The organism is Helicobacter sp. 10-6591 (assembly GCF_003288805.1).
Lineage (GTDB): Bacteria > Campylobacterota > Campylobacteria > Campylobacterales > Helicobacteraceae > Helicobacter_F.
The window spans coordinates 103,468-124,025 of sequence record NZ_NHYK01000002.1; the positions used below are offsets into that span (position 1 = coordinate 103,468).

Consider the following 20,558-nt stretch of genomic DNA (forward strand, 5'->3'; position numbering starts at 1 on the left):
TACCTCAATCCCTAAAATACAAGGAAATACCATGAAAATTGCCTTGCAGTGTGAAAATCTCCTCCTTCAAAGCACACTCGAGTATTTTTTAAAAGATTACTTGTGTAATGAGAGTATGTGCGATTTTATTCTGAGTGATATATCAAGACCAAGCAGCAAGCCTTTATGTCTTTTGGGTGGGAAAGATTGTGATATTAGTGAGATTTTTACCCCACAAAGCCTTATGCAGAGTTTGGATGATTTCTATATTTCACATTGTTTGCAGGCTGCCAAAGATTCCAGTTTGGAATATGAAGTATCACAGCTTATGCACGAATACACCAACAAACTTTGCGCACTTTTGTTGCGTAAAACCAAGAAATCTTAAATCTGCAATTATTTTGGATTGGAATTTAACCTCTACAATGCCTACTCCTCCGAGATTTTCAGCCAACAATCATTCTGTAGATACCAGACAGAAATTGCGTATCAATACAGGAAAGCTAAAGGGTCTTAGCCTCGAGTTTTTGAAACATTCTCAAGAATTATGTATCACTCGTCCAACAAAGGCAATTTTGCGAGAATCTTTTTTCAACTCTCTGGGCGTGAATGTTGTAGGTAGTACTTTTATCGAGGGTTTTGCTGGAAGTGGCTCTATGGGAATAGAGGCTTTAAGTCGTGGCGCAAAATGCGCAGTATTTTTTGAATCCAATCAAAATGCTGCTTGTATCTTGAAAGAAAACATTCATCGCGCACAACAGAGAGTCCAAGATTTAGAGTTTGTGCTGTATGAAAAGGATTTTTTTGAAGCTTTTGAATGGATAGATTCTTTAGAGTATCGAAGTATTTTGTATCTTGATCCACCATTTTTTGTGCGCAAAGGTATGGATGGTATTTATGAAAGAGTTTTTACTTTCGTTTCTAGGCTCCAAAATCCCTTCATTACTTTACTTGCTTTTGAAGGTATGAGTGCATGCTCCTTGCCACAAACTTTGGGCAATTATGATAGAATCGAGCAAAAACGGTTCGGAAAAAGCACAATTTCATATTTTGTAAATACACTAGGAGTACTTCATGGCTAAAGAAGAGCAAAATGCACCAGCCACACCAGAAGATAAAAAGAGTAAAGCCGTTCTATTCATAGTAATTGGAGTTGGTGTTTTATTGGTTTTATTGCTTGCGATAATTGCAATGCTCGTGTTTTCTAGTAATGACAGTAATGAAGCAGTCCAATCTCAAGTCCAAGAACAGTCTCAAGTGCGCCCAAATGCGCCAAAGATCGTAGTAGGAGACACTATCACAGCGCGTTCGACTGATTATGCAAAGATCGGGCCAATCTTTCCTATACAACAAGAATTCAAAGTTAATCTCCTCACCCAAACTGGCAAGAAGATTCTCCTCACAAATATCAGTTTAGAGCTTGATAAGCCAGAAACCCAGCCTGAAGTCGAGACAAAACTTCCTATGTTGTTTGATGCAATTATTGAGATTCTCTCTTCAAAATCAGTCGAAGAAATCATTACGACTAAGGGTAAAAATAGATTAAAAGATGAGATAGTCAGACGTTTGAATGAATTTTTGATCGATGGCAGTATCAAAAATGTCTTTTTCACAAACTTTTTGATTGGCTAGCATTTATGCTAGGTATTGATATTGTGAGTGTTCCTAGGATTCGTAACTTTGTGGGTAAATTTGGTGTGCGTGGTTTAGGGCGATTCTTGAGTCGCAATGAACTTGCACTATGCCAAAAGAGCCAAGTTCTCAACTATGCACGTGTCGCAGGATTTTGGGCAGCAAAAGAAGCATTAAGCAAAGCTTTTGGTTGCGGTATAGGGAGAGAACTAGGGTTTTTAGATATAAATTTGCATCTCGATTCTAAAGGTGCCCCACATATCAGTCTTTGCGCTGAGAGATTGGAATATTTTAGGGTGCAAAAGACTTTTTCTCACATTGCCTTAAGCATCACGCATGAGCGTGAATTTGCTATAGCATGTGTTGTGTTGCATTAGATTCAAACAAGGGTGGATATGAGTAAGAAACCTCGTGTCTTTTCTGGAATCCAGCCTACTGGTGATATTCACTTGGGCAATTATTTAGGCGCAGTCAAAAATTGGGTAGATTCTCAAGATGAATATGAAAATATCTTTTGTATTGTGAACTCTCATGCAATCACTACGCGACAAGATCCAGAAAATCTGCGTAAAAAAACTTTTGAGTTAGCGGCATTGCTTTTGGCTTGCGGTATTGACACAAAAAAATCCCATCTTTTTATCCAAAGTGAAATTGATGAACATAGCGCGCTTGCATGGATTTTAGATTGTAACATCCCAATGGGTGAACTTAGTCGTATGACACAATTCAAAGACAAAAGTGCAAAAAATCCAAAAAATATCAATGTGGGATTGTTTAATTATCCAGCTCTTATGGCAGCAGATATTTTGCTGTATCAACCGGATTTTGTACCCGTAGGAGAAGATCAAAAACAGCATTTAGAGCTTACGCGTAATGTCGCCCAACGTTTTAATCGTGATTATGGAGAGTGCTTTAAGATACCAAATCCTCTTATTCCAAAAGTTGGTGCGCGTATTATGGGACTAGATACCCCACAGGTCAAAATGAGTAAATCCAACAAGGCCCCAAACCATGCAGTTTTTTTACTTGATAAGCCTGAGATTATCACGAACAAGTTCAAAAAAGCCACAACAGATTCTCTCTCATCTATTGTATTTGATCCTGCTCGTGCAGGACTTTATAATCTACTTTGTATCTATGAGATTTTTAGCAAAAAATCACGCGAGCAAATTGAAAATGAATTTGAAGGCAAGGGTTATGGTTATTTCAAAATGTGCTTAAGCGAGCTGGTTATAGAATCTTTACGTCCTATTAGTAACCAGTATAATGAGATTATCAAAGAAAGAGGATTTATCCAAAAAGTTTTGGCAGATAGCGCCGCACATATGCGTGTTATCGCTAAAGAAACTTATCACAAAGCCAAGATTCTTGTAGGATTGGTTTGAGTTTAGATTACTAGGGGGGATGGGATATGAAGTTTTATTTGAGGAATCTTTTTTGTTTCGGAATAGCAGTGTGTTTGTTGCTTGGTTGTGCTAAGAAACCTAAAATCACCCAAAATACACAGATTCCAACTTGCCAAACACAAAAGTATGAGATATTTTTAGAGCAAGTTGATGCTGATGAGATAAGTCAGAGTTTTTATAGCATAAGTGATTTTAGAAAGCTCATGGAATCTTATTTCTTACAGTCAAATTGTTTCGGTCTTTCGACCAAATACACACAAGATTCAAATGATATTTTTAAAGCCAGTGTGGTGTATGGACTGAAGGTTGCTGAGCAGAGCGAAGATGTGAATCTTTTAAAAAGCAAGGATGAGGCAAGCTTAGAGTCGTTTATTGAGTTTGCTTTGAGTTCAGAGCAAAAGATTATCAACCACCAATCTAGTGGTGAGCTGAAAATTTCGACTGATCGTTATTTTGGTGCAAAAAATGTGAATAAGATTTCAAAGCAAGAAATAGAGCGGCTATTAACGCAAAATCTTGCCTTTATCATAAAAAAGTTGCAATAAGGCTATTTACTGAATCTTGCATATAATACCGCCCATTTCATTATTAAGGGGACAACATGGCTTTATATGATAGGAACTATACAAATGTTGATGTGGCTTCTATAGCCAATGTACGAGAGAGTGCATTGGTAAATTTTGTAAAAACTACTTACAAATTTTTTGCGGCGAGTTTGTTTATTGCTACCATTGGCGCGCTTGTAGGATTGATGAATTTTACAGCGGTCATGGAATATAGAATGGTGATTTTTATAGCGGAATTTGCAGCGCTCTTTGGGCTTATGTTTTCACGTTCTAAACCCGGACTTAATGTTGCAATGTTGTTTATTTTTACATTTCTTACAGGACTTGCAATCACTCCTCTTTTGGGTCTCGTGATAGCTAAAAATGGTGCGAGTGCTGTTGCTGCATGTTTTGGTATGACAACTATTATATTTGGCGCAATGAGTATTTTTGGTATCAAAACCAAAAGAGATCTAGCCAGCATGGGTAAGATGCTTTTTATTTCGCTGATTGTGGTAATGATTTGTTCCATTGTAAATATCTTTGTTATGAATATGGGATTCCAAGCTATTATCGCGGGCGCTGTTGCAATACTATTCAGTGTCTATGTAGCTTATGATACACAGAATATCATTCGTGGTCTTTATACAAGTCCAGTAGATGCTGCAATATCGCTTTATCTTGACTTCTATAATATATTTGTAAGTCTTTTGCAGCTTTTAGGAATCTTTGGCGGAAACAGAGACTAATCTTACAATGAAATCAAGTTTCTTGGATTTTCCAAGAAACTTCAAGACACCTACACTTCCTCGCTTTTCTCCTCTTCTCGCTTTATAAAAGTTCAATTTTTATTCTGTTACAATCCCAGCTTGTGTTTTTAGTTTTGCAAATTGCTTAGGAGATTGGTTTGGAAAAGTTGCTTGGGTGCTTTGAGTACATTAAGCGTTACCATGTGGATATGCTAGATTCTATAAGCATCATGCTAGAGCTTTTTATTCTGAAAAATAATTCCCCCAAAACTTTGGATTTTCTTATAGAGCAAGGAAACAAGCGTAAAAATATTTTCGACCAACTCAATGTTGCTCTCCAGACACAGATAAATTCGCACCAATTCATACCAATCAATCCAAATATAAATTTTCTTAAGATTCTTAAAACTATCCAGGCTGCTAGCACTACGCTTAATGATATTGAGGAATTTCTGCATATCGTTACGCAAAAAAAAACCGCAAACAAACTTTTTTACTACTCCACACCACTAGAGATTAACGAGCTCTTGGTGCGTTTGCTTGATATCAAATCAGGAGAGAATATTTATAATCCCTGTTATGGCATTGGCTCATTGTTTTTGATGATTTCACAGATTGCCCAAGACCAAAACGCAGAAGTTTCGCTCTATGGCGAGGAGCTAGATTCCCGTTTGGCAAATGTAGCAAAGCTTACTTGCCAGCTTTCTAACCTCTCATTCCAAAATCTTATGGTAAATGATATTCTCAAAGCTCCCTGCTTTGAAACGAAGTTTGACAAAATCATTTGCAACCCTCCAAATGTCCCACACATAGGCGTAGAATACTTAAAAGATGACAAACGTTTTAGCGGTTTGCATGGATTGGCAAAGACTTATTCTGAATGGGTGTTTTTAATCCATGCGCTTTATTATCTTAAAAAACGTGGTGTGTTTGTTTTGCGTACCCAAACTCTGCAAAAATCAAGTGTAGAAAGCGAGTTTATGCAGCGTTTTTATAAACAGGGTTTGATTGAGGCTATTATTGATTTGCCAAAAAATATCTTCCCTCACCAAAATAGTGATTTTTGCATTTTGGTGCTGTCTCCAAACAATAAAGAAATATTAAGCATTGATGCCAAAAACCAACGTTTTTGGAAAAAAGATGGCAAGTACAATCGCCTTATCAATCTTGATTTATTGCTCGATTCTTTTTTCCAAAGAAAGGTAAGTGAGTTTTGCTCTCTCACTCCATATACCAAAATCACAAATCTCCCAATCACACTCAAGCAAAACACATACAACAATGGCATAAGCTTGAGCGAGCTTGGTGTTGAAATCTTTAGAGGACAGCGTGTGTATGGAAACAAAAACGATTGCAAAATAGAATACTATGATGTTGGATTAGCAGATTTTAGTGATTATGGTATGAGTTCAGGATTTCTCACAAAGCGAACATCCGGCGATAAGGTCAAAATCAAAAAATACGCCCTCAAAGCTTATGATATTTGTCTTTCTTTGCGTGGCAGCACGCCAAAAATCACTATTTTTGGCGAGATTCTCAAATCCCAGCTTGCGGTTGCAAACACAGGCATTGTCATCATAAGGGCGAAGGATAAAAACCAAGCCCTAGGCTTGTATTGTTATTTTTATTCCAAACAAGGGCAAGAGGCATTAAGAGCACTTTATGAGCATTATATGAAAACTATTGATGTGCAAAGCCTTAAGAATCTTAAGATCCCTTTTGGCTTCCAAGAAGGCGCACAATCTCGATTCGATAAGATTTGTGCATTGAACAGACAGCTTGAAAAAATCAAGCACGAACTAGAATCTTTGCGTTAGAAAATTCATACAAAGGAAATTATTGCAAACAAAACAAATTGCTCTAAACCCCAAGGTCTGTGCGAAAAGTGCCACCATCATGCAACCTAGCAATCTTTATGGTTGCGAGATTGGCGAGCATGTTTTTGTAGGGCCATTTTGCGAGATTCAAGAGGATGTCAAGATTGGCGCATACACGCGTATCCAAAGCCATAGTTTTATTTGCTCACTTGTGAGTATCGGAGCGCATTGTTTTATAGGGCATGGCGTGATGTTTATCAATGATACATTTTCTGAGGGCATGCCAGCAGCAGATAAGAATCAGTGGAAAAACACATTCATTAGTGATTTTGTAAGCATTGGCTCAAATGCAACGATTCTGCCTGTATATATCTGTCAAAGAGTGGTTATAGGTGCAGGGAGTGTGGTGACAAAAGACATCCATAAGAGTGGGTTTTATGCTGGTAATCCAGCGAGATTTTTGCGTCCTATAGAATCTATGCAGATTCCACAAGATAGATAATGCAAGAACTCAGGCATATAGCCATTATTATGGATGGCAATGGGAGATGGGCGCAAAATCAAGGCAAAAATCGTACTTTTGGGCATAAGCAGGGAGTAAAAACTGTACGAGAAATCACAAAATACTGCGCGAGTAAAAATATTCCCTTTCTTACGCTTTATGCGTTTTCTACAGAAAATTGGCTGCGACCCCAGCAGGAAGTGGATTTCCTCATGCATCTCTTAGAGCGCTACTTAAAAAGCGAGCTTAAAGTCTATCAAGAGCACAACATACGTTTTGTGGCCATCGGCGATATTAGTGTGCTAAAACCAAAGCTCCAAAAGCTCATACACACTACCCAGATGCTTACTGCTAAGAATACAGGGCTCACCCAGCTGCTTGCATTAAACTATGGGGCAAAAAACGAGCTTGCTCGATGTGTCTTAGAGCTCTACAAAAGCGGCCAGCTAGATTCTCTCAGCAAGCTTGAGCAACAAGACTCTCTTAAAGCCATTGAGCAAGGCATACAATCGCATTTAGATACCAAATGCGCGGGTGAAGTGGATTTGCTCATACGCACAGGTGGCGAGAAGCGACTTTCTAATTTTCTACTATGGCAGTGCGCTTATGCAGAATTGTTTTGGACTGATACGCTTTTTCCGGACTTTAGCACCAAAGAGCTAGAAGAAATCATCGAATGCTTTTTTAAGCGCATCAGACGATTTGGCGGAGTATAAGTACAGAAAGGGTAGCAATGGATAGTTATGCATACAACGAACTTTTAAAAGAATTAGAAACCAAGCTCAATAACATTGAAAAAATTATCAGGCCAGACATTCTCAAAGAGGAGCTTGAGCGGATCAAGACAGCAGAGCTTGATCCAAATCTCTGGACAGATTCTAAAAAAGCAAGCGATTTGGGCAAGCTCAAGCGCAAAACGATGCAGCTTTTGGAATCTTTTAATGATGCAAGGGAGCTTTTGCAAGACAATTTGGAGCTGTTTGAGCTTTTGGGTCTAGAAAATGATGAGGTAAGCTTGGGGCAGTTGTTTGCTCAAGCGCCAAGTTTGGAGCAGACTATTACGCAGCTAGAGGTTGGTGTAATGCTCAATGGGGAATATGATAATGCAAATGCCATTATCACCATACAGCCTGGAGCTGGCGGGACAGAATCGCAGGATTGGGCAAGTATGCTTTATAGAATGTATTTGAGATGGAGCGAAAGACGGGGTTTTAAGGTTGAATTGCTAGATTACCAAGATGGCGAGGAAGCAGGGATAAAAGGTGTAGCATTTATCATCAAAGGTGAGAATGCATATGGCTATGCAAAAGCAGAATCAGGAGTGCATAGACTGGTGAGAATCTCGCCATTTGATGCCAATGCAAAAAGGCATACAAGCTTTGCGAGTGTGCAAGTAAGCCCAGAACTTGATGATGATATAGATATCGTGATTGAGGATAAGGACATACGGATTGATACCTATCGTGCAAGCGGTGCAGGCGGGCAGCATATCAACAAAACAGAATCCGCAATCCGAATCACACATGTGCCCACAGGAATTGTCGTGCAATGCCAAAATGATAGAAGCCAGCACAAAAACAAAGCCACAGCTTTAAAAATGCTCCAAAGCAAGCTGTATGAATTAGAGATGGCAAAAAACCAAGACAAATCAGATTCTAAAGACTTGAGTGAAATTGGTTGGGGACACCAAATCCGATCGTATGTGCTTGTACCTTATCAGCAAGTCAAAGATTTGCGCTCAAACTACACTACAAGCAACACAAGCGGAGTGCTTGATGGTGATATAGATGGGATTATAGAATCTGTACTTATTATGCAAGGAATCAAGTGAGAGATTATCTTAATTTAATCTTAATTTAATGTTTACATAAGAATATCTTCCCTATAATTCGCGCTTTGAAATTACTATCATAGAAGGGATCCCAAATGGAACTTACAAGAATAGCGAAGCAAACTGATATCAATCGTCAGTGGGTAGTGCTGGATGCAAAGGATCAGATATTTGGCCGTCTTATTGCTCAAGTAGCTACTATTTTGCGAGGCAAGCACAAACCTTGTTTTACGCCCAACATTGATTGTGGTGATTTTGTTGTAATTGTTAATGCTACAGAAGTCAAATTCAGTGGTATGAAGCTCAAAGACAAAGAGTATTTCACACATTCAGGATACTTTGGAAGCACAAAAAGCAAGACTTTAGAAGAGATGTTAAAAAAATCGCCAGAGAAGCTTTATCATCTTGCAGTGCGCGGTATGCTGCCTAAGACAAAATTAGGACGCGCGCAGCTCAAAAAACTCAAGGTTTATAGAGGAGATTCTCATCCTCATAGCGCACAAGTGGCAAAATCCACAGAATCTAAAACTGTAAAACAATAGAAAAGGAAGAAAATAATGAGCAAAATCTATGCAACAGGCAAGAGAAAAACGGCTATCGCAAAGGTATGGTTAGAGAGCGGATCAGGCAAGCTTAGTATCAATGGTATGAGTCTGAATGATTGGCTAGGCGGACATGAAGCAATCAAAATGAAAGTTATGCAGCCTTTGATTCTTACTAGACAGGAAAAGTCTGTAAATATTGTTGCCAAAACTTTTGGGGGTGGTTATTCTGCGCAGGCTGACGCATTACGACATGGAATCTCAAAAGCACTCAACAGCTATGATGTTGCATTCCGTGCGATCTTAAAACCAAAGGGATTACTTACAAGAGATTCTCGCGTTGTCGAGCGTAAAAAATATGGCAAGAAAAAAGCAAGACGCTCTCCGCAATTCTCTAAAAGATAATTTGCTCTTCGCATTTTCTGTGCTTTTGTGTAGTCTTGTGGCTAAAGGTTTTAAGGAGTTTGTATGATAAAGGAAGCTGAGTTTATTTGGAAAGATGGTGAGTTTGTCAAATGGCATGATGCCACCACACACATACTAAGCCATACTTTGCATTATGGGAATGCCGTTTTTGAAGGCACAAGGGCATATATGACCAAAGATGGTTTGGCAATTTTTCGTTTGCAAGACCATACGAAGCGATTGTTGAACTCCGCAAAGATTGTAGCTATCAAATCTCCATACACACAAGAACAGTTAGAAAGCGCGCAGATTGAACTTCTAAGAAAGAATAAAGATGGTTACAAAGGTAATGTATATATCCGCCCTTTGATCTATCTTGGTTATGGTGTAATGGGTTTGTATCATATCAATGCTCCTGTGAATATAGCCATTGCAGCGTGGGAATGGGGTGCATATCTTGGTGATGAGGGAATCACACAAGGCATCAAGGTCAAAACAAGCTCTTTTGCTCGTAATAGTGTCAAATCCATTATGGGCAAAGCAAAGGCAGCTGCAAACTATCTGAATTCTCAAATGGCCAAATTAGAAGCTTTGCAGTCAAATTGTGAAGAGGCGTTGTTGCTTGATGAAAATGGATTTGTAGCCGAAGGAAGTGGAGAGTGCATTTTCATAGTACGTGATGGTGTTCTTATCACTCCACCCCATGATAATACTCTAGAATCTATCACACAAGCCACTACAATAGAACTTGCCAAAGATTTGAAGATACCATTTATTCAAAGAAAAATCACACGCGATGAGATTTATATCGCAGATGAAGCATTTTTCACAGGCACTGCAGCTGAGATTACACCAATCAGACAGCTAGATTTTCGCGATATTGGTAATGGCACACGTGGGGCAATCACAAAGAAACTCCAGGAAGCATTTTTTGAAGTTGTGCAAGGGAAACACGAAAAATACAAGAAGTATTTAACATTCATTTAAAGGAACAATATGCCAATAGATTTAAACGAACATCTCAAGAAAAAACGACAAAACACCCAAGAGACACAAAAAGATTCCAAAAAAGATGAGAGCAGTGGTGGTGGGAATTGGAATAACTGGAACAAGGGAGGTGGCGATTCTAATAATTTCACCAATTTTGTGCCAAGCGGTAGAAAACTCGTTTTTTGGGTGATTTTACTTGGAATCTTGATAATTCTTATTACCCAAAAGCCATTTGTCATCATTAATTCTGGTGAAGTTGGTATCAAGGTAAAGACAGGAGAATATCAACCTACACCGTTGCAACCGGGTTTGCACTTTTTTATCCCATTTTTGCAAGAGATTCTGGTAGTGGATACCAAAGTACGCACAATCAATTTTTCGCGGACTGAAGATATGGGAGCGATAGGTAAGAACCAGGGCATTTTTCGAAATGATGCTATCAGCGTGCTAGATTCTAGAAATCTCACCGTATCTATCGAGCTTACTGTCCAATACCAACTCAATGATCTTACTGCACCACTAGCAATCGCAACCTATGGTACTTCGTGGGAACAAAAGATTGTAAATCCTGTCGTGCGTGATGTAGTGCGCAGCGTGATTGGTCGTTATCCTGCAGAAGAGTTGCCTACAAGACGCGATGAGGTAGCAAAAGAAATCGCACAAAATATGGAGGCTGAAATCAATAAATTCAAAAACAATCCCGTAACACTTACCTCTGTCCAATTGCGCGAAATCGTATTACCTGAGAAAGTCAAAGCGCAGATTGAGCAAGTGCAAGTCGCGCGTCAAGAAGCTGAGCGCGTGCGTTATGAAGTCGATAGGGCCAAACAAGAGGCTGAAAAGGTTGCAGCACTTGCAAAAGGTGAGGCAGATGCAAACCGTGTGCGAGCGCAAGGTGTTGCAGATTCTATAACTATTGAGGCAAAAGCCCAAGCCCAAGCAAACAGACTAATTTCTGAGAGTCTCAGCCAAAGACTACTAGAGCTACGCCAAATCGAAGTACAAGGCAAATTCAACGAAGCGCTTAAAGAAAATAAAGATGCACAAATTTTCTTAACACCAGGTGGCTCTGTGCCAAATATTTGGGTTGATTCTAAAGCGAAGCGCCAAAGTAGCGCAGTTTCACAATAATTCAATAGTAAAGTGAGCAAAGAGTTGGCACAAAATCTTGCAAATCTTTCACGCTTTTTGCAACCAACACAAGCTGTCCTTTCTAGTACGATCGATTGGAATCAACATTCTCTTATACCAACCATAGTCCAAGACTATCACACTAAAGAAGTGCTTATGTTGGCATTCAGCAACGAAGAATCTTTAAATCTTAGTTTCCAGACTCTATATGCACATTATTTTTCGCGCTCCAAACAAAGAATCTGGAAAAAAGGCGAGCAAAGTGGTCATACTCAAGAGATTATAGACATTAGGCTAGATTGTGATAATGACTCGTTGCTTTTTATTGTGAAGCAGGAAGGCGTGGCTTGTCATACGGGAAGCTCAAGCTGCTTTTTTAAGAATTTTTTGCAACCAGATTCACAACGTAGTAATCCCAAGAGTATTGATACGACCGCAATTTATGGCGTGATAGATTCGCTATACCATACAATCCTGAAAAAAAAATCCCAAAGCCAAGAGACTTCTTATACCGCCTCACTTTTTGCTAAAGGAGAAAACACAATTTGCAAAAAAATCATAGAAGAGGCAGGTGAGCTGACTTTTGCGCTCAAAGATAAGAATCAAGATGACATCATCTATGAATGCGCTGATTTAGTCTATCATGTGCTTGTGGGGCTAGGAAGCATGGATATTAGCCCGGATAGAATCCGCCAAGAGCTATATAGACGTTTAGGGATAAGCGGGATTGTAGAAAAAAACTCTCGCCAAAAATGAATGCAAGACTATAAGGTATCCATCCTCAATTTTTTTGATATTTTTACCCTTTATGAGCTTGCGGCCATGGGCTGCCTGTTTGTATTGTTTGTACTATTTTTTATTCTTGGTATTTTGTTACGTAGCCGCAGATTCTTCCCAAAGTTTTTCTTTGCATTGGCATTTTTAGTGTTTGTAAGCGGTCCTTTTGTCTTGAGGTATTGTATAGAAGATGTTTTTTATAAGCTTGACATAGAAATCATCCAAAGCAAACCCTTGGTATATGTCGATTCATTGCTTTTAGAAGCCAATATCACAAACATTGGTCTACTCTCTTTTAGTGCTTGTAAGATAAGAGTAGATATTATGCATGATAATTGGCTAAAGTTTTTAGGTTCTCTTTATCCTAAGAAAACCTATCAAAAAACTATGTCCTTGCATCTTAACCCCACTGATACGACAAGAGTAAGCATTCTATTTGATAGATTTTCTCACCAAATGCCTTTTGATTACCGTGTGTATATAACCTGCCATGCGCGCAATAATCTGCTAAAACATCACCTCATGTAACTTATTGCTTACGAGAATCATAGCTTTGCACGCCTATTGTTATACCCGCACTGAGATTCTTAAAAAGCGTGTGTTCTTTGGTGCGCTCGTAATAGATTTCTTGCTCACCTTTGGTAAACCACTGGACCATAGCGCCATTTTTGGTGTTGATATATTTCCCTTCACCATCAAAAATATCATTGCCCAGTAGTATATCTTCGAGTAAGTTAGCGTAACTGACTTTCCCAAAAATCTGTTTGGCTGCCTCCCATTTACCTATACATTCTGAGTTGTAGCAGATTTTTTTGGCCTCTATACTGATTTCAACTACTTTTTTGCCAAGAGTGTAAAGCTTGATTTCTATACTCTTTCTTTTTTTTGTGATCGATGCAAAATCATAGAATGAAAATTGTGGCACGCGCAGCTGGAGAATCTGATACTTTGTGGTGAGGGGAGTCTCTTCTTCGTGTTGCTGTTGTGTGTCAAAGAGTGATTGTGCGATAAATTCTGCACAACCGCTAAAAACTAAAAGAACCCCCAAATAAAAGAAGTGTTTTAGCATCAAGCAAGATTTAGAGTTTATCTAGCGCCAGTGAGAACTTTATACCAGATTCTGCCATCGAGTTTGAGTTGTATACCTACCTGCATAACACCATCTTTCCAAATGCTCTCGCCAATTTCAGCATTTCTAATAAGCGCATGGACTTTGGTTTTAACAGTCGAGCTTTGCACCACCATATCTTTGATTGTATCTTGTGCATTGAGGCGAATCCCATACATTTTCTCGCCAAGCTGTCTGTATGCATCGACAATCGCTGCACGCTTAGCAAGAGCCATAGCTTGTCCTTGTGAGATGGTGTTTTCTGGCGGGATTCCCATACCCATAGCATCGAGCTCTATGATGTTTGTTTCTGTTAGCATCGGTGAATTTGCTAGTATTGCTGGATCTTGGGATTTTTTAGAAATAACTTCATCTCTTTCAACCTTTGGCTCAGGGTTTTTGCTCCCTGTGACTTCTACTCTATCCACTATCATCGTATTGATATGTTGAGGACGTGTGGATTGCTGTGGCAAAATATTTGGAGTTTGGTTATTGTAAGAAGGCATTGGCGGATACACAGGCGGAGCAATCCTAGCATTGTTCTGAGCACTTGGTGGAATGAGACCATTAGAGGAGTTTGGAGTACTTCCTGTATCTGGAGTTAGCAACCCCCCGCATCCATTGATTGTCAAAGCAAGCGCAGCGATCACTGAGTTCTTAAACAGTGTATTTTTCATTATCTATCCTTTTGGTTGCTGAGTTCTTGCGATAAAAATCAGCAAAAAACATTCCAATCTTAAAATATTTTTATAAAGCTCACTAAATAGGTATTTTTCGGGGTTATAGAAAATGAGACTATAGAATCTTCGGACTGCAAAGGCGTAGCGCAGATATATGAAAGAGCAAATCCCAAGATTGCCCCTGCTATTACTTGCGATGTAGTGTGCCGCTGTGCATAGACTCGAGAGATTCCCGTAAGCGTGGCAAGTGCCCCAAGAGGCAAGGCAGCTTTGTAGCCATAACGTTTGTAAGCAAATCCCACGCTTGAAAAACTAAAAGAAGTATGCCCAGAAGGAAATCCATCGAAACTTCCATTGTTTGGTCTTTGCGAAATGTATGCGAGATTTTCATTTGAGCGTGAGATACCAACAAAGCTATATTTGATAGCATAGGTAGCAAGCAGTGTCGCTCCAGAGCCAATCGCTTGCTCTTTTACCCCTTGTGTGTCATCAGTACCCCAGGCATATGTCATAGTGGCAAATGGGAGCATTTGCATAACATCACCAAAGATTTCAAAACCACTTTTTGCGTGCAAAACAGTGGATGACAGCCAGCAAAATACACACCAAAAAACCATTCTTACCATCACAAAATCCCTTGCTAGCCTAAAATTTAGGGGCATTATAGCAGCAAATTTTGCAAGTAAAAATCCACATTATCAGGCCGCAGCTCTACTCCAAAATTTTTTGGTAATCCTTCAAGCAAGAACATTTGCTTAGAATCTGTAATACAAGATTGGCAAGTCAAATGCAGTACTTTTTGTATGATGAGCTCTCCTATCTTTGGTTTAAAATGCCAACCATAGTCATCGAAGTTATCCGTTTCCAGTGTGATTTCATTTGTTCCATAAAAGCTAATTACTCGTGCTTTGGTCGTTGCAACTAGAAATCTTAGGGCTTTAAAATACTGCTCTTTGATTGTTTGGTATTTATTAAAAAGCGTATAGTAATGGGCATGCTTTGGGAAGATAAGAATGACATCATCAGTATCTAGCAAGTTAGCAAACTCTTGGAGTTCTTGAGAGTTGATTGAATAGTCTTGATAGCCCCAAGAAATACTGTGGTTTTCTATCTCTTGCAGTGAATTTTTACCAAAGGTAGTGGAATCTCGCCTGCGAAACTGACTATCATATTCTCTGCTTAACACAAAATCACGTAGTTTTCTGTAAATGACTTTAGGAGCTTCTGCATAGTCAAAGAAGTATGACACATGATCCTGATTAGAGATATCTTCCATTCGATTGACTCTATAGCTTTGTCTTGAGGTATTGAGCGAAAATGCATCAAATCCTACCCATATTTTCGCGCCATTAGATTTTATTTGCTTGGTGGTAAAAAGTATTTCGCTAAATGTTGCAGAAACAATTGCAATACCTATACAATGGTTATTTGACAGTTTGCTTAGCATGGAAAAATCTAAATCTAATACGCGAGAAGATCCGACTACATTGCATGGAGCCTTTGCATTTATACGGTCTTTATAAAGTGAAGTTTTTGGATTTACAAGATTTTCTAAGCGTTTATTATGCGTGTCATATAAGCCATAGCTATCAGCAAAATAATTTATTCCAAAACACAGAATCCCGACACAGAAAAATCCTACAATGCTATAAGTCGTAAATTTTTTGTAATCCATACCTAGACCTTAGAAGTTGAAATACAAAAATTCTGCGCTAGAGCGGTAGGAGTATCCAATCATAGATCCAAACAAAAGACTTAAAACCACAAAGAGTGTTTTAAAGTTTGGTATAAAGGTATTTGTGTATTGCAGGCTATTTTTAAAGCAAAGACACACAACAAAAGCACATAAGATAAAACCCCATACAATAAGTGAGGGTTCTCGTAGTAGATTTACCCAGTCATCAAACCCCTCTAACTTCCCAATTTTCTCTTGTAATGCACTAGGTAGTACCACCTCCCCATAAAACATCCCCCTCAAAATAGTAAGCGCACCATCTAGGCTCTGAGCTCTAAAAAACACCCAAGCAATATTCACAAAGCTAAATGTAATTATCCAGCAGAGAATCTTATAGATTCTCTGCTGGATAAATCTCAGAAGGAAATCTACAAGAAAGTGTGAGCAAGAAGTGCAATCAGTTTTTTGTAAATACTCTAAAACAAATAGATAGATTCTATGCACTACCATTGCTCCTCCATGCAATATCCCCCATATCACAAACCCCCATCCAGCTCCATGCCATATACCACTAAGCAATGCCACAATAAAAAGATTTCTTAAAGTGAGAATCTTATTAAGAAATATGTAGTGCAGGGCATTTTTATATTTCTCATTGCGATTTCCTCCAAGTGGGATATAGACATACTCTCTAAAAAACCTCCCTAATGTTATATGCCATCTCCTCCAGAAATCTGTAATGTTTAATGCCTTATAGGGCGAGTTGAAATTAAGAGGCAAGAGTATTCCAAAGAGCAACCCTAAGCCCAAAGCCATATCACAATACCCACTAAAATCAAAATAGAGCTGGAATGTATAGCTCAGGCTTGTAGCCCATGATTCAAAGAGATTAAGCACTGCGCCATTCTCCACCGCACTAAAGCCAGCATTTGCCCATTTTGCAAAAGAATCTGCGATGACTACTTTTTTAAATAAACCAATAGCAAAGATAAATAATCCCTTTGCCATATATTCCCAATTGATAAGAGAGATTAGAGAGTTTTGCTTTCTTATCTGTATTGTATCCATTGCATCAAATTGGGGCATCATCTCTTTATGATGCACAATAGGCCCTGCTATGAGCTGTGGGAAAAATGTAATAAACAAGCAGTAATCAAGGAAATGAAGAGAGATGGAATCTGGCTTCTCTGGTGGATTATCTGTAGTAGCTTGCTTGTAACAATCCAGCAAAAAAGCAATCTGTTGGAATGTAATAAATGATAGAGCCAAAGGTAAGAGAATATGAGGCACAGGGATATGGAAGTCAAGGTGTAAAAGCTGGGAGAAGAGATTGAAGTTTTCTAAAAGAAAATCGGTGTATTTAAAAAATCCAAGTAAGCAGAGATTAAAAACAATACCTACAACAAGATAGGTTTTACAATATCCCCCCCCCCATATTGAGCTTTATGCCTTTTTGCAGGTTTATAGTTTCTTGTTGTTGCCTGAATATAAAAAATTTACCCAAAATCGCTCTAGCAATCAAATAATTACAAACAATAGAACCAAGTAAAATAGGTAGATACGTGAGCTTCCAATATGCATAGAAAAACAAACTCGCACACACCAAAAAGACTTTAGTAATATTGAGAGAGAGTAGAGAATTTCTTTTTATACTAAGAGCTTTGAGCGCATAAAAAATAATCCACACAAAGGGAAGAAAACAAAAGATAAATATATGGGAGCTAAAGAGCATACAAGGCCTTTGTGCTAATTTTTTTAAGAGGGAGGGATTATAGCAAAGCTTTGAATCTCACTGTATAGAGCATTTGTTAGTAAGGAAGCATAAAAATAAAAAATCAATCCAAAATCTCTAGCTTTTCTAGCATCTTTATAAAATGCATTGTGCGGAGCTTTGCCCCCTCACTATTAAGATGCAAATTTGTGTCGTAAAAATAAAATTCTTCAAAATGAGAATCTGTAAAATCCCCATAAAGCTGTATGTTATGCTTAGTTAGCTGTGTTTGTAGATTTTCTATTTTTTTGAAAGTATTAGTATCTTGCAGGCTAAAGTGTGGATTTTCTGCGCTTACTGGGTAGATAAGAAAGAGCTTTATATTATTTTGTTGTGCAAAGGATTCTAGGCGTCTGTATTGACTTAAGAAAAAATCTGAAATTTCTAAAGAATCTGATAAATACTCCGCTTGTATATTTTGCATTGTGCCTTTTTGATACGCAAAATCACCATAAGCATTGAGTGATTTAAAATCATGTTGGTAGTGTTTTTCCTCTCTGCTTTGTATGAGGCTTTCCCATTGTGGTATGGGGCTTATGTGTGCGTTTAATCTCCCTTGTATTTGGTGTTTGAGCGCATTTGGCGATAAGAGTGCTTTATAGAGATTTAAAGGCGCAAATGCACTGAAGTATGCTTGTAGAATGTCTTTTTGAGAAATGTATTTTGCATACCCATCACCCCACAACAGCATATTGTGAATATACCACTGGTTAGCTTTTGGTTCTGGCCTTGTATAGTAGTCAAATTCTAGAGGCAAGAAAATATAATCCCCATTTTTTGCATTTGCAATAATTTTATCTACATAAAAATTAAATGGCAGCCCTGCGTGAGCAGCAAGATTGATTGGGTGAAATTGTGTGTTTTCTTTGATTAGTGCGCTATTAAAACCAAAAAGAGAATTTGAGCCAGAAACAATCAGTAAGCGGGGTTTTTGCGTAGTTTGGGCATTGATATATTCTTTTATCTTAAAAGTATTTCTTAGCCATTCCTCGCCAAAAATCAAAAAAGGCGGTATTTTGAAAGCATATAAAACTAAAAATAGTCCTCCAACAAGCAACATATAACCAATAAATCCTGCAAAAAAATAGACTATTTTTTTCAAAATCTCTCCTTAAAAATTAAAATATAAAAACTCAGGTGTGTAACCTAAAACACCTAGTTGCCAAACACTCATCGCAAATAATAAGCCCGTAAAAATCATTTTTTTATTGCTAAGTTTTGTGGCGAGTTGATTTGTGTTTTTTGATAAAAGCGTGATGCAAAGCCCAAGTATTATAAAGCTGGGTACCATAAATATTTTTTCTCCAAAATTACCCATAAAGTTTCCAAACCCCACTCCATATTCTTTTAAAAATCCAAGCCTAGATTCTAAAAAAGAAGGCAGGATTATCACCCCACTAAACATTCCCTTAATAAGATTTAGTGCGCCAGTTATGTTTTCTGCTCTGAAGAAAATCCAAGAGAGATTGACAAAGTTAAAGGTAAGAAACCAGTAAAGAAGTATTAAGAGTTTTTGTCTAAATGGCTGTTTTTGTTTGTGCTGATTGGAATCTGTTTTATTTTCATAAATCCCAAGATTTGCCCTGTGGTTATGTAAGTTTTTATGATTTTTTGGAAGGTTAGCAGATTTTGTATCCATGCTTTTATAAATCTTATCCCTTTGCCTACTTAAAACTAAATTTTGGTAGATTCTATGCACTACCATTGCTCCTCCATGCAATATCCCCCATATCACAAACCCCCATCCAGCTCCATGCCATATACCACTAAGCAATGCCACAATAAAAAGATTTCTTAAAGTAAGAATCTTATTAAGAAATATGTAGTGCAGGGCATTTTTATATTTCTCATTGCGATTTCCTCCAAGTGGGATATAGACATACTCTCTAAAAAACCTCCCTAATGTTATATGCCATCTCCTCCAGAAATCTGTAATGTTTAATGCCTTATAGGGCGAGTTGAAATTAAGAGGCAAGAGTATTCCAAAGAGCAACCCTAAGCCCAAAGCCATATCACAATACCCACTAAAATCAAAATAGAGCTGGAATGTATAGCTCAGGCTTGTAGCCCATGATTCAAAGAGATTAAGCACTGCGCCATTCTCCACCGCACTAAAGCCAGCATTTGCCCATTTTGCAAAAGAATCTGCGATGACTACTTTTTTAAATAAACCAATAGCAAAGATAAATAATCCCTTTGCCATATATTCCCAATTGATAAGAGAGATTAGAGAGTTTTGCTTTCTTATCTGTATTGTATCCATTGCATCAAATTGGGGCATCATCTCTTTATGATGCACAATAGGCCCTGCTATGAGCTGTGGGAAAAATGTAATAAACAAGCAGTAATCAAGGAAATGAAGAGAGATGGAATCTGGCTTCTCTGGTGGATTATCTGTAGTAGCTTGCTTGTAACAATCCAGCAAAAAAGCAATCTGTTGGAATGTAATAAATGATAGAGCCAAAGGTAAGAGAATATGAGGCACAGGGATATGGAAGTCAAGGTGTAAAAGCTGGGAGAAGAGATTGAAGTTTTCTAAAAGAAAATCGGTGTATTTAAAAAATCCAAGTAAGCAGAGATTAAAAACAATACCTACAACAAGATAGGTTTTACAATATCCCCCCCCCCATATTGAGCTTTATGCCTTTTTGCAGGTTTATAGTTTCTTGTTGTTGCCTGAATATAAAAAATTTACCCAAAATCGCTCTAGCAATCAAATAATTACAAACAATAGAACCAAGTAAAATAGGTAGATACGTGAGCTTCCAATATGCATAGAAAAACAAACTCGCACACACCAAAAAGACTTTAGTAATATTGAGAGAGAGTAGAGAATTTCTTTTTATACTAAGAGCTTTGAGCGCATAAAAAATAATCCACACAAAGGGAAGAAAACAAAAGATAAATATATGGGAGCTAAAGAGCATACAAGGCCTTTGTGCTAATTTTTTTAAGAGGGAGGGATTATAGCAAAGCTTTGAATCTCACTGTATAGAGCATTTGTTAGTAAGGAAGCAT

At 38.1% G+C, this 20,558-nt stretch carries 26 protein-coding genes; 17 read left to right on the forward strand and 9 right to left on the reverse strand.

The annotated features are described in order from the left end of the window. Window positions 1–31: 31 nt before the first annotated feature. The 17 genes from CCY97_RS08170 (at window position 32) to CCY97_RS01325 (ending at window position 12,834) form a co-directional block, all read left to right on the forward strand. A complete protein-coding gene (locus tag CCY97_RS08170; RefSeq protein WP_181562777.1) occupies window positions 32–367 on the forward strand; it encodes a hypothetical protein in 336 nt (111 codons plus the stop codon). A 37-nt stretch (window positions 368–404) separates the two neighbouring features. Beyond that, on the forward strand, window positions 405–1,061 hold the full coding sequence (rsmD, locus tag CCY97_RS01250) for a 16S rRNA (guanine(966)-N(2))-methyltransferase RsmD (RefSeq protein WP_181562778.1): 657 nt from the start codon (window positions 405–407) through the stop codon (window positions 1,059–1,061). Continuing rightward, window positions 1,054–1,611 carry a flagellar basal body-associated protein FliL gene (gene fliL / locus CCY97_RS01255; RefSeq protein ID WP_112063678.1) on the forward strand — a complete coding sequence of 186 codons (558 nt, stop codon included), beginning with the start codon at window positions 1,054–1,056 and terminating at the stop codon, window positions 1,609–1,611. Before rsmD ends, fliL begins: the two co-directional genes overlap by 8 nt. A 5-nt stretch (window positions 1,612–1,616) precedes the next feature. Further along, window positions 1,617–1,988 (forward strand): holo-ACP synthase, encoded by a 372-nt coding sequence (acpS, locus tag CCY97_RS01260; protein ID WP_112063679.1) that lies wholly within the window; start codon window positions 1,617–1,619, stop codon window positions 1,986–1,988. 18 nt (window positions 1,989–2,006) lie between these two features. Beyond that, window positions 2,007–2,996 (forward strand): tryptophan--tRNA ligase, encoded by a 990-nt coding sequence (gene trpS / locus CCY97_RS01265; RefSeq protein WP_112063680.1) that lies wholly within the window; start codon window positions 2,007–2,009, stop codon window positions 2,994–2,996. A gap of 26 nt (window positions 2,997–3,022) precedes the next feature. Continuing rightward, window positions 3,023–3,562, forward strand: a complete 540-nt coding sequence (locus CCY97_RS01270) for a hypothetical protein (protein WP_112063681.1) — start codon at window positions 3,023–3,025, stop codon at window positions 3,560–3,562. A 56-nt stretch (window positions 3,563–3,618) separates the two neighbouring features. Next, entirely contained in the window at window positions 3,619–4,311 is a 693-nt protein-coding gene (locus CCY97_RS01275; protein WP_112063682.1) for a Bax inhibitor-1/YccA family protein, read from the forward strand. Window positions 4,312–4,469: 158 nt separating this feature from the next. After that, entirely contained in the window at window positions 4,470–6,128 is a 1,659-nt protein-coding gene (locus tag CCY97_RS01280) for an N-6 DNA methylase (protein WP_258456798.1), read from the forward strand. Window positions 6,129–6,207: 79 nt separating this feature from the next. Beyond that, window positions 6,208–6,630, forward strand: a complete 423-nt coding sequence (locus CCY97_RS01285) for an acyltransferase (protein ID WP_112063702.1) — start codon at window positions 6,208–6,210, stop codon at window positions 6,628–6,630. Beyond that, on the forward strand, window positions 6,630–7,346 hold the full coding sequence (locus CCY97_RS01290; protein ID WP_112063683.1) for a di-trans,poly-cis-decaprenylcistransferase: 717 nt from the start codon (window positions 6,630–6,632) through the stop codon (window positions 7,344–7,346). The genes CCY97_RS01285 and CCY97_RS01290 overlap by 1 nt, the downstream gene beginning before the upstream one ends. 17 nt (window positions 7,347–7,363) lie before the next feature. Then, complete coding sequence (gene prfB, locus CCY97_RS01295; protein WP_112063684.1) at window positions 7,364–8,461, forward strand: peptide chain release factor 2; 1,098 nt, start codon at window positions 7,364–7,366, stop codon at window positions 8,459–8,461. Between the two features lie 95 nt (window positions 8,462–8,556). Then, window positions 8,557–9,003 (forward strand): 50S ribosomal protein L13, encoded by a 447-nt coding sequence (gene rplM / locus CCY97_RS01300; protein ID WP_112063685.1) that lies wholly within the window; start codon window positions 8,557–8,559, stop codon window positions 9,001–9,003. Between the two features lie 15 nt (window positions 9,004–9,018). Further along, window positions 9,019–9,408, forward strand: coding sequence for a 30S ribosomal protein S9 (gene rpsI, locus CCY97_RS01305; RefSeq protein WP_112063686.1), 390 nt, complete (start codon window positions 9,019–9,021; stop codon window positions 9,406–9,408). A 66-nt stretch (window positions 9,409–9,474) separates the two neighbouring features. Then, window positions 9,475–10,395, forward strand: a complete 921-nt coding sequence (locus CCY97_RS01310) for a branched-chain amino acid transaminase (protein WP_112063703.1) — start codon at window positions 9,475–9,477, stop codon at window positions 10,393–10,395. A 9-nt stretch (window positions 10,396–10,404) separates the two neighbouring features. Then, window positions 10,405–11,529: an SPFH domain-containing protein gene (locus CCY97_RS01315; RefSeq protein WP_112063687.1), complete on the forward strand. Its 1,125-nt coding sequence runs from the start codon at window positions 10,405–10,407 to the stop codon at window positions 11,527–11,529. Between the two features lie 57 nt (window positions 11,530–11,586). Beyond that, complete coding sequence (hisIE, locus tag CCY97_RS01320) at window positions 11,587–12,285, forward strand: bifunctional phosphoribosyl-AMP cyclohydrolase/phosphoribosyl-ATP diphosphatase HisIE (protein ID WP_112063704.1); 699 nt, start codon at window positions 11,587–11,589, stop codon at window positions 12,283–12,285. Then, window positions 12,286–12,834, forward strand: a complete 549-nt coding sequence (locus CCY97_RS01325) for a DUF2393 family protein (RefSeq protein WP_112063688.1) — start codon at window positions 12,286–12,288, stop codon at window positions 12,832–12,834. A 1-nt stretch (window position 12,835) separates the two neighbouring features. Here CCY97_RS01325 and CCY97_RS01330 read toward each other — a convergent pair whose 3' ends face one another. The 9 genes from CCY97_RS01330 to CCY97_RS08180 form a co-directional block, all read right to left on the reverse strand. Next, window positions 12,836–13,375, reverse strand: a complete 540-nt coding sequence (locus CCY97_RS01330) for a hypothetical protein (RefSeq protein ID WP_112063689.1) — start codon at window positions 13,373–13,375, stop codon at window positions 12,836–12,838. A 17-nt stretch (window positions 13,376–13,392) separates the two neighbouring features. After that, window positions 13,393–14,091 (reverse strand): LPP20 family lipoprotein, encoded by a 699-nt coding sequence (locus tag CCY97_RS01335; protein ID WP_112063690.1) that lies wholly within the window; start codon window positions 14,089–14,091, stop codon window positions 13,393–13,395. 59 nt (window positions 14,092–14,150) lie between these two features. Then, window positions 14,151–14,720 (reverse strand): phosphatase PAP2 family protein, encoded by a 570-nt coding sequence (locus CCY97_RS01340; protein WP_112063691.1) that lies wholly within the window; start codon window positions 14,718–14,720, stop codon window positions 14,151–14,153. A gap of 35 nt (window positions 14,721–14,755) precedes the next feature. Further along, window positions 14,756–15,769, reverse strand: coding sequence for a hypothetical protein (locus tag CCY97_RS01345; RefSeq protein WP_112063692.1), 1,014 nt, complete (start codon window positions 15,767–15,769; stop codon window positions 14,756–14,758). A 9-nt stretch (window positions 15,770–15,778) separates the two neighbouring features. Then, the gene (locus tag CCY97_RS01350; protein ID WP_276567393.1) at window positions 15,779–16,999 is read right to left on the reverse strand and encodes an MBOAT family O-acyltransferase; all 1,221 of its coding nucleotides are present in this window, start codon (window positions 16,997–16,999) and stop codon (window positions 15,779–15,781) included. Between the two features lie 184 nt (window positions 17,000–17,183). Next, on the reverse strand, window positions 17,184–17,501 hold the full coding sequence (locus CCY97_RS08175) for a hypothetical protein (RefSeq protein ID WP_258456801.1): 318 nt from the start codon (window positions 17,499–17,501) through the stop codon (window positions 17,184–17,186). Window positions 17,502–17,604: 103 nt separating this feature from the next. Beyond that, window positions 17,605–18,642, reverse strand: coding sequence for a hypothetical protein (locus CCY97_RS01355; RefSeq protein WP_112063693.1), 1,038 nt, complete (start codon window positions 18,640–18,642; stop codon window positions 17,605–17,607). A 9-nt stretch (window positions 18,643–18,651) separates the two neighbouring features. After that, a complete protein-coding gene (locus CCY97_RS01360) occupies window positions 18,652–19,965 on the reverse strand; it encodes an MBOAT family O-acyltransferase (protein WP_276567394.1) in 1,314 nt (437 codons plus the stop codon). Between the two features lie 184 nt (window positions 19,966–20,149). Beyond that, a complete protein-coding gene (locus CCY97_RS08180) occupies window positions 20,150–20,467 on the reverse strand; it encodes a hypothetical protein (RefSeq protein ID WP_258456801.1) in 318 nt (105 codons plus the stop codon). Window positions 20,468–20,558: the final 91 nt, after the last annotated feature.

What these genes read in the sequence shown, in the direction of transcription:
- CCY97_RS08170 (WP_181562777.1), top strand. Translation starts at nt 32, where the DNA reads ATGAAAATTGCCTTGCAGTGTGAAAATCTCCTCCTTCAAAGCACACTC.
- rsmD (WP_181562778.1), top strand. Translation starts at nt 405, where the DNA reads ATGCCTACTCCTCCGAGATTTTCAGCCAACAATCATTCTGTAGATACC.
- fliL (WP_112063678.1), top strand. Translation starts at nt 1,054, where the DNA reads ATGGCTAAAGAAGAGCAAAATGCACCAGCCACACCAGAAGATAAAAAG.
- acpS (WP_112063679.1), top strand. Translation starts at nt 1,617, where the DNA reads ATGCTAGGTATTGATATTGTGAGTGTTCCTAGGATTCGTAACTTTGTG.
- trpS (WP_112063680.1), top strand. Translation starts at nt 2,007, where the DNA reads ATGAGTAAGAAACCTCGTGTCTTTTCTGGAATCCAGCCTACTGGTGAT.
- CCY97_RS01270 (WP_112063681.1), top strand. Translation starts at nt 3,023, where the DNA reads ATGAAGTTTTATTTGAGGAATCTTTTTTGTTTCGGAATAGCAGTGTGT.
- CCY97_RS01275 (WP_112063682.1), top strand. Translation starts at nt 3,619, where the DNA reads ATGGCTTTATATGATAGGAACTATACAAATGTTGATGTGGCTTCTATA.
- CCY97_RS01285 (WP_112063702.1), top strand. Translation starts at nt 6,208, where the DNA reads ATGCAACCTAGCAATCTTTATGGTTGCGAGATTGGCGAGCATGTTTTT.
- CCY97_RS01290 (WP_112063683.1), top strand. Translation starts at nt 6,630, where the DNA reads ATGCAAGAACTCAGGCATATAGCCATTATTATGGATGGCAATGGGAGA.
- prfB (WP_112063684.1), top strand. Translation starts at nt 7,364, where the DNA reads ATGGATAGTTATGCATACAACGAACTTTTAAAAGAATTAGAAACCAAG.
- rplM (WP_112063685.1), top strand. Translation starts at nt 8,557, where the DNA reads ATGGAACTTACAAGAATAGCGAAGCAAACTGATATCAATCGTCAGTGG.
- rpsI (WP_112063686.1), top strand. Translation starts at nt 9,019, where the DNA reads ATGAGCAAAATCTATGCAACAGGCAAGAGAAAAACGGCTATCGCAAAG.
- CCY97_RS01315 (WP_112063687.1), top strand. Translation starts at nt 10,405, where the DNA reads ATGCCAATAGATTTAAACGAACATCTCAAGAAAAAACGACAAAACACC.
- CCY97_RS01325 (WP_112063688.1), top strand. Translation starts at nt 12,286, where the DNA reads ATGCAAGACTATAAGGTATCCATCCTCAATTTTTTTGATATTTTTACC.
- CCY97_RS01330 (WP_112063689.1), bottom strand. Translation starts at nt 13,375, where the DNA reads ATGCTAAAACACTTCTTTTATTTGGGGGTTCTTTTAGTTTTTAGCGGT.
- CCY97_RS01335 (WP_112063690.1), bottom strand. Translation starts at nt 14,091, where the DNA reads ATGAAAAATACACTGTTTAAGAACTCAGTGATCGCTGCGCTTGCTTTG.
- CCY97_RS01340 (WP_112063691.1), bottom strand. Translation starts at nt 14,720, where the DNA reads ATGGTAAGAATGGTTTTTTGGTGTGTATTTTGCTGGCTGTCATCCACT.
- CCY97_RS01345 (WP_112063692.1), bottom strand. Translation starts at nt 15,769, where the DNA reads ATGGATTACAAAAAATTTACGACTTATAGCATTGTAGGATTTTTCTGT.
- CCY97_RS08175 (WP_258456801.1), bottom strand. Translation starts at nt 17,501, where the DNA reads ATGCTCTTTAGCTCCCATATATTTATCTTTTGTTTTCTTCCCTTTGTG.
- CCY97_RS08180 (WP_258456801.1), bottom strand. Translation starts at nt 20,467, where the DNA reads ATGCTCTTTAGCTCCCATATATTTATCTTTTGTTTTCTTCCCTTTGTG.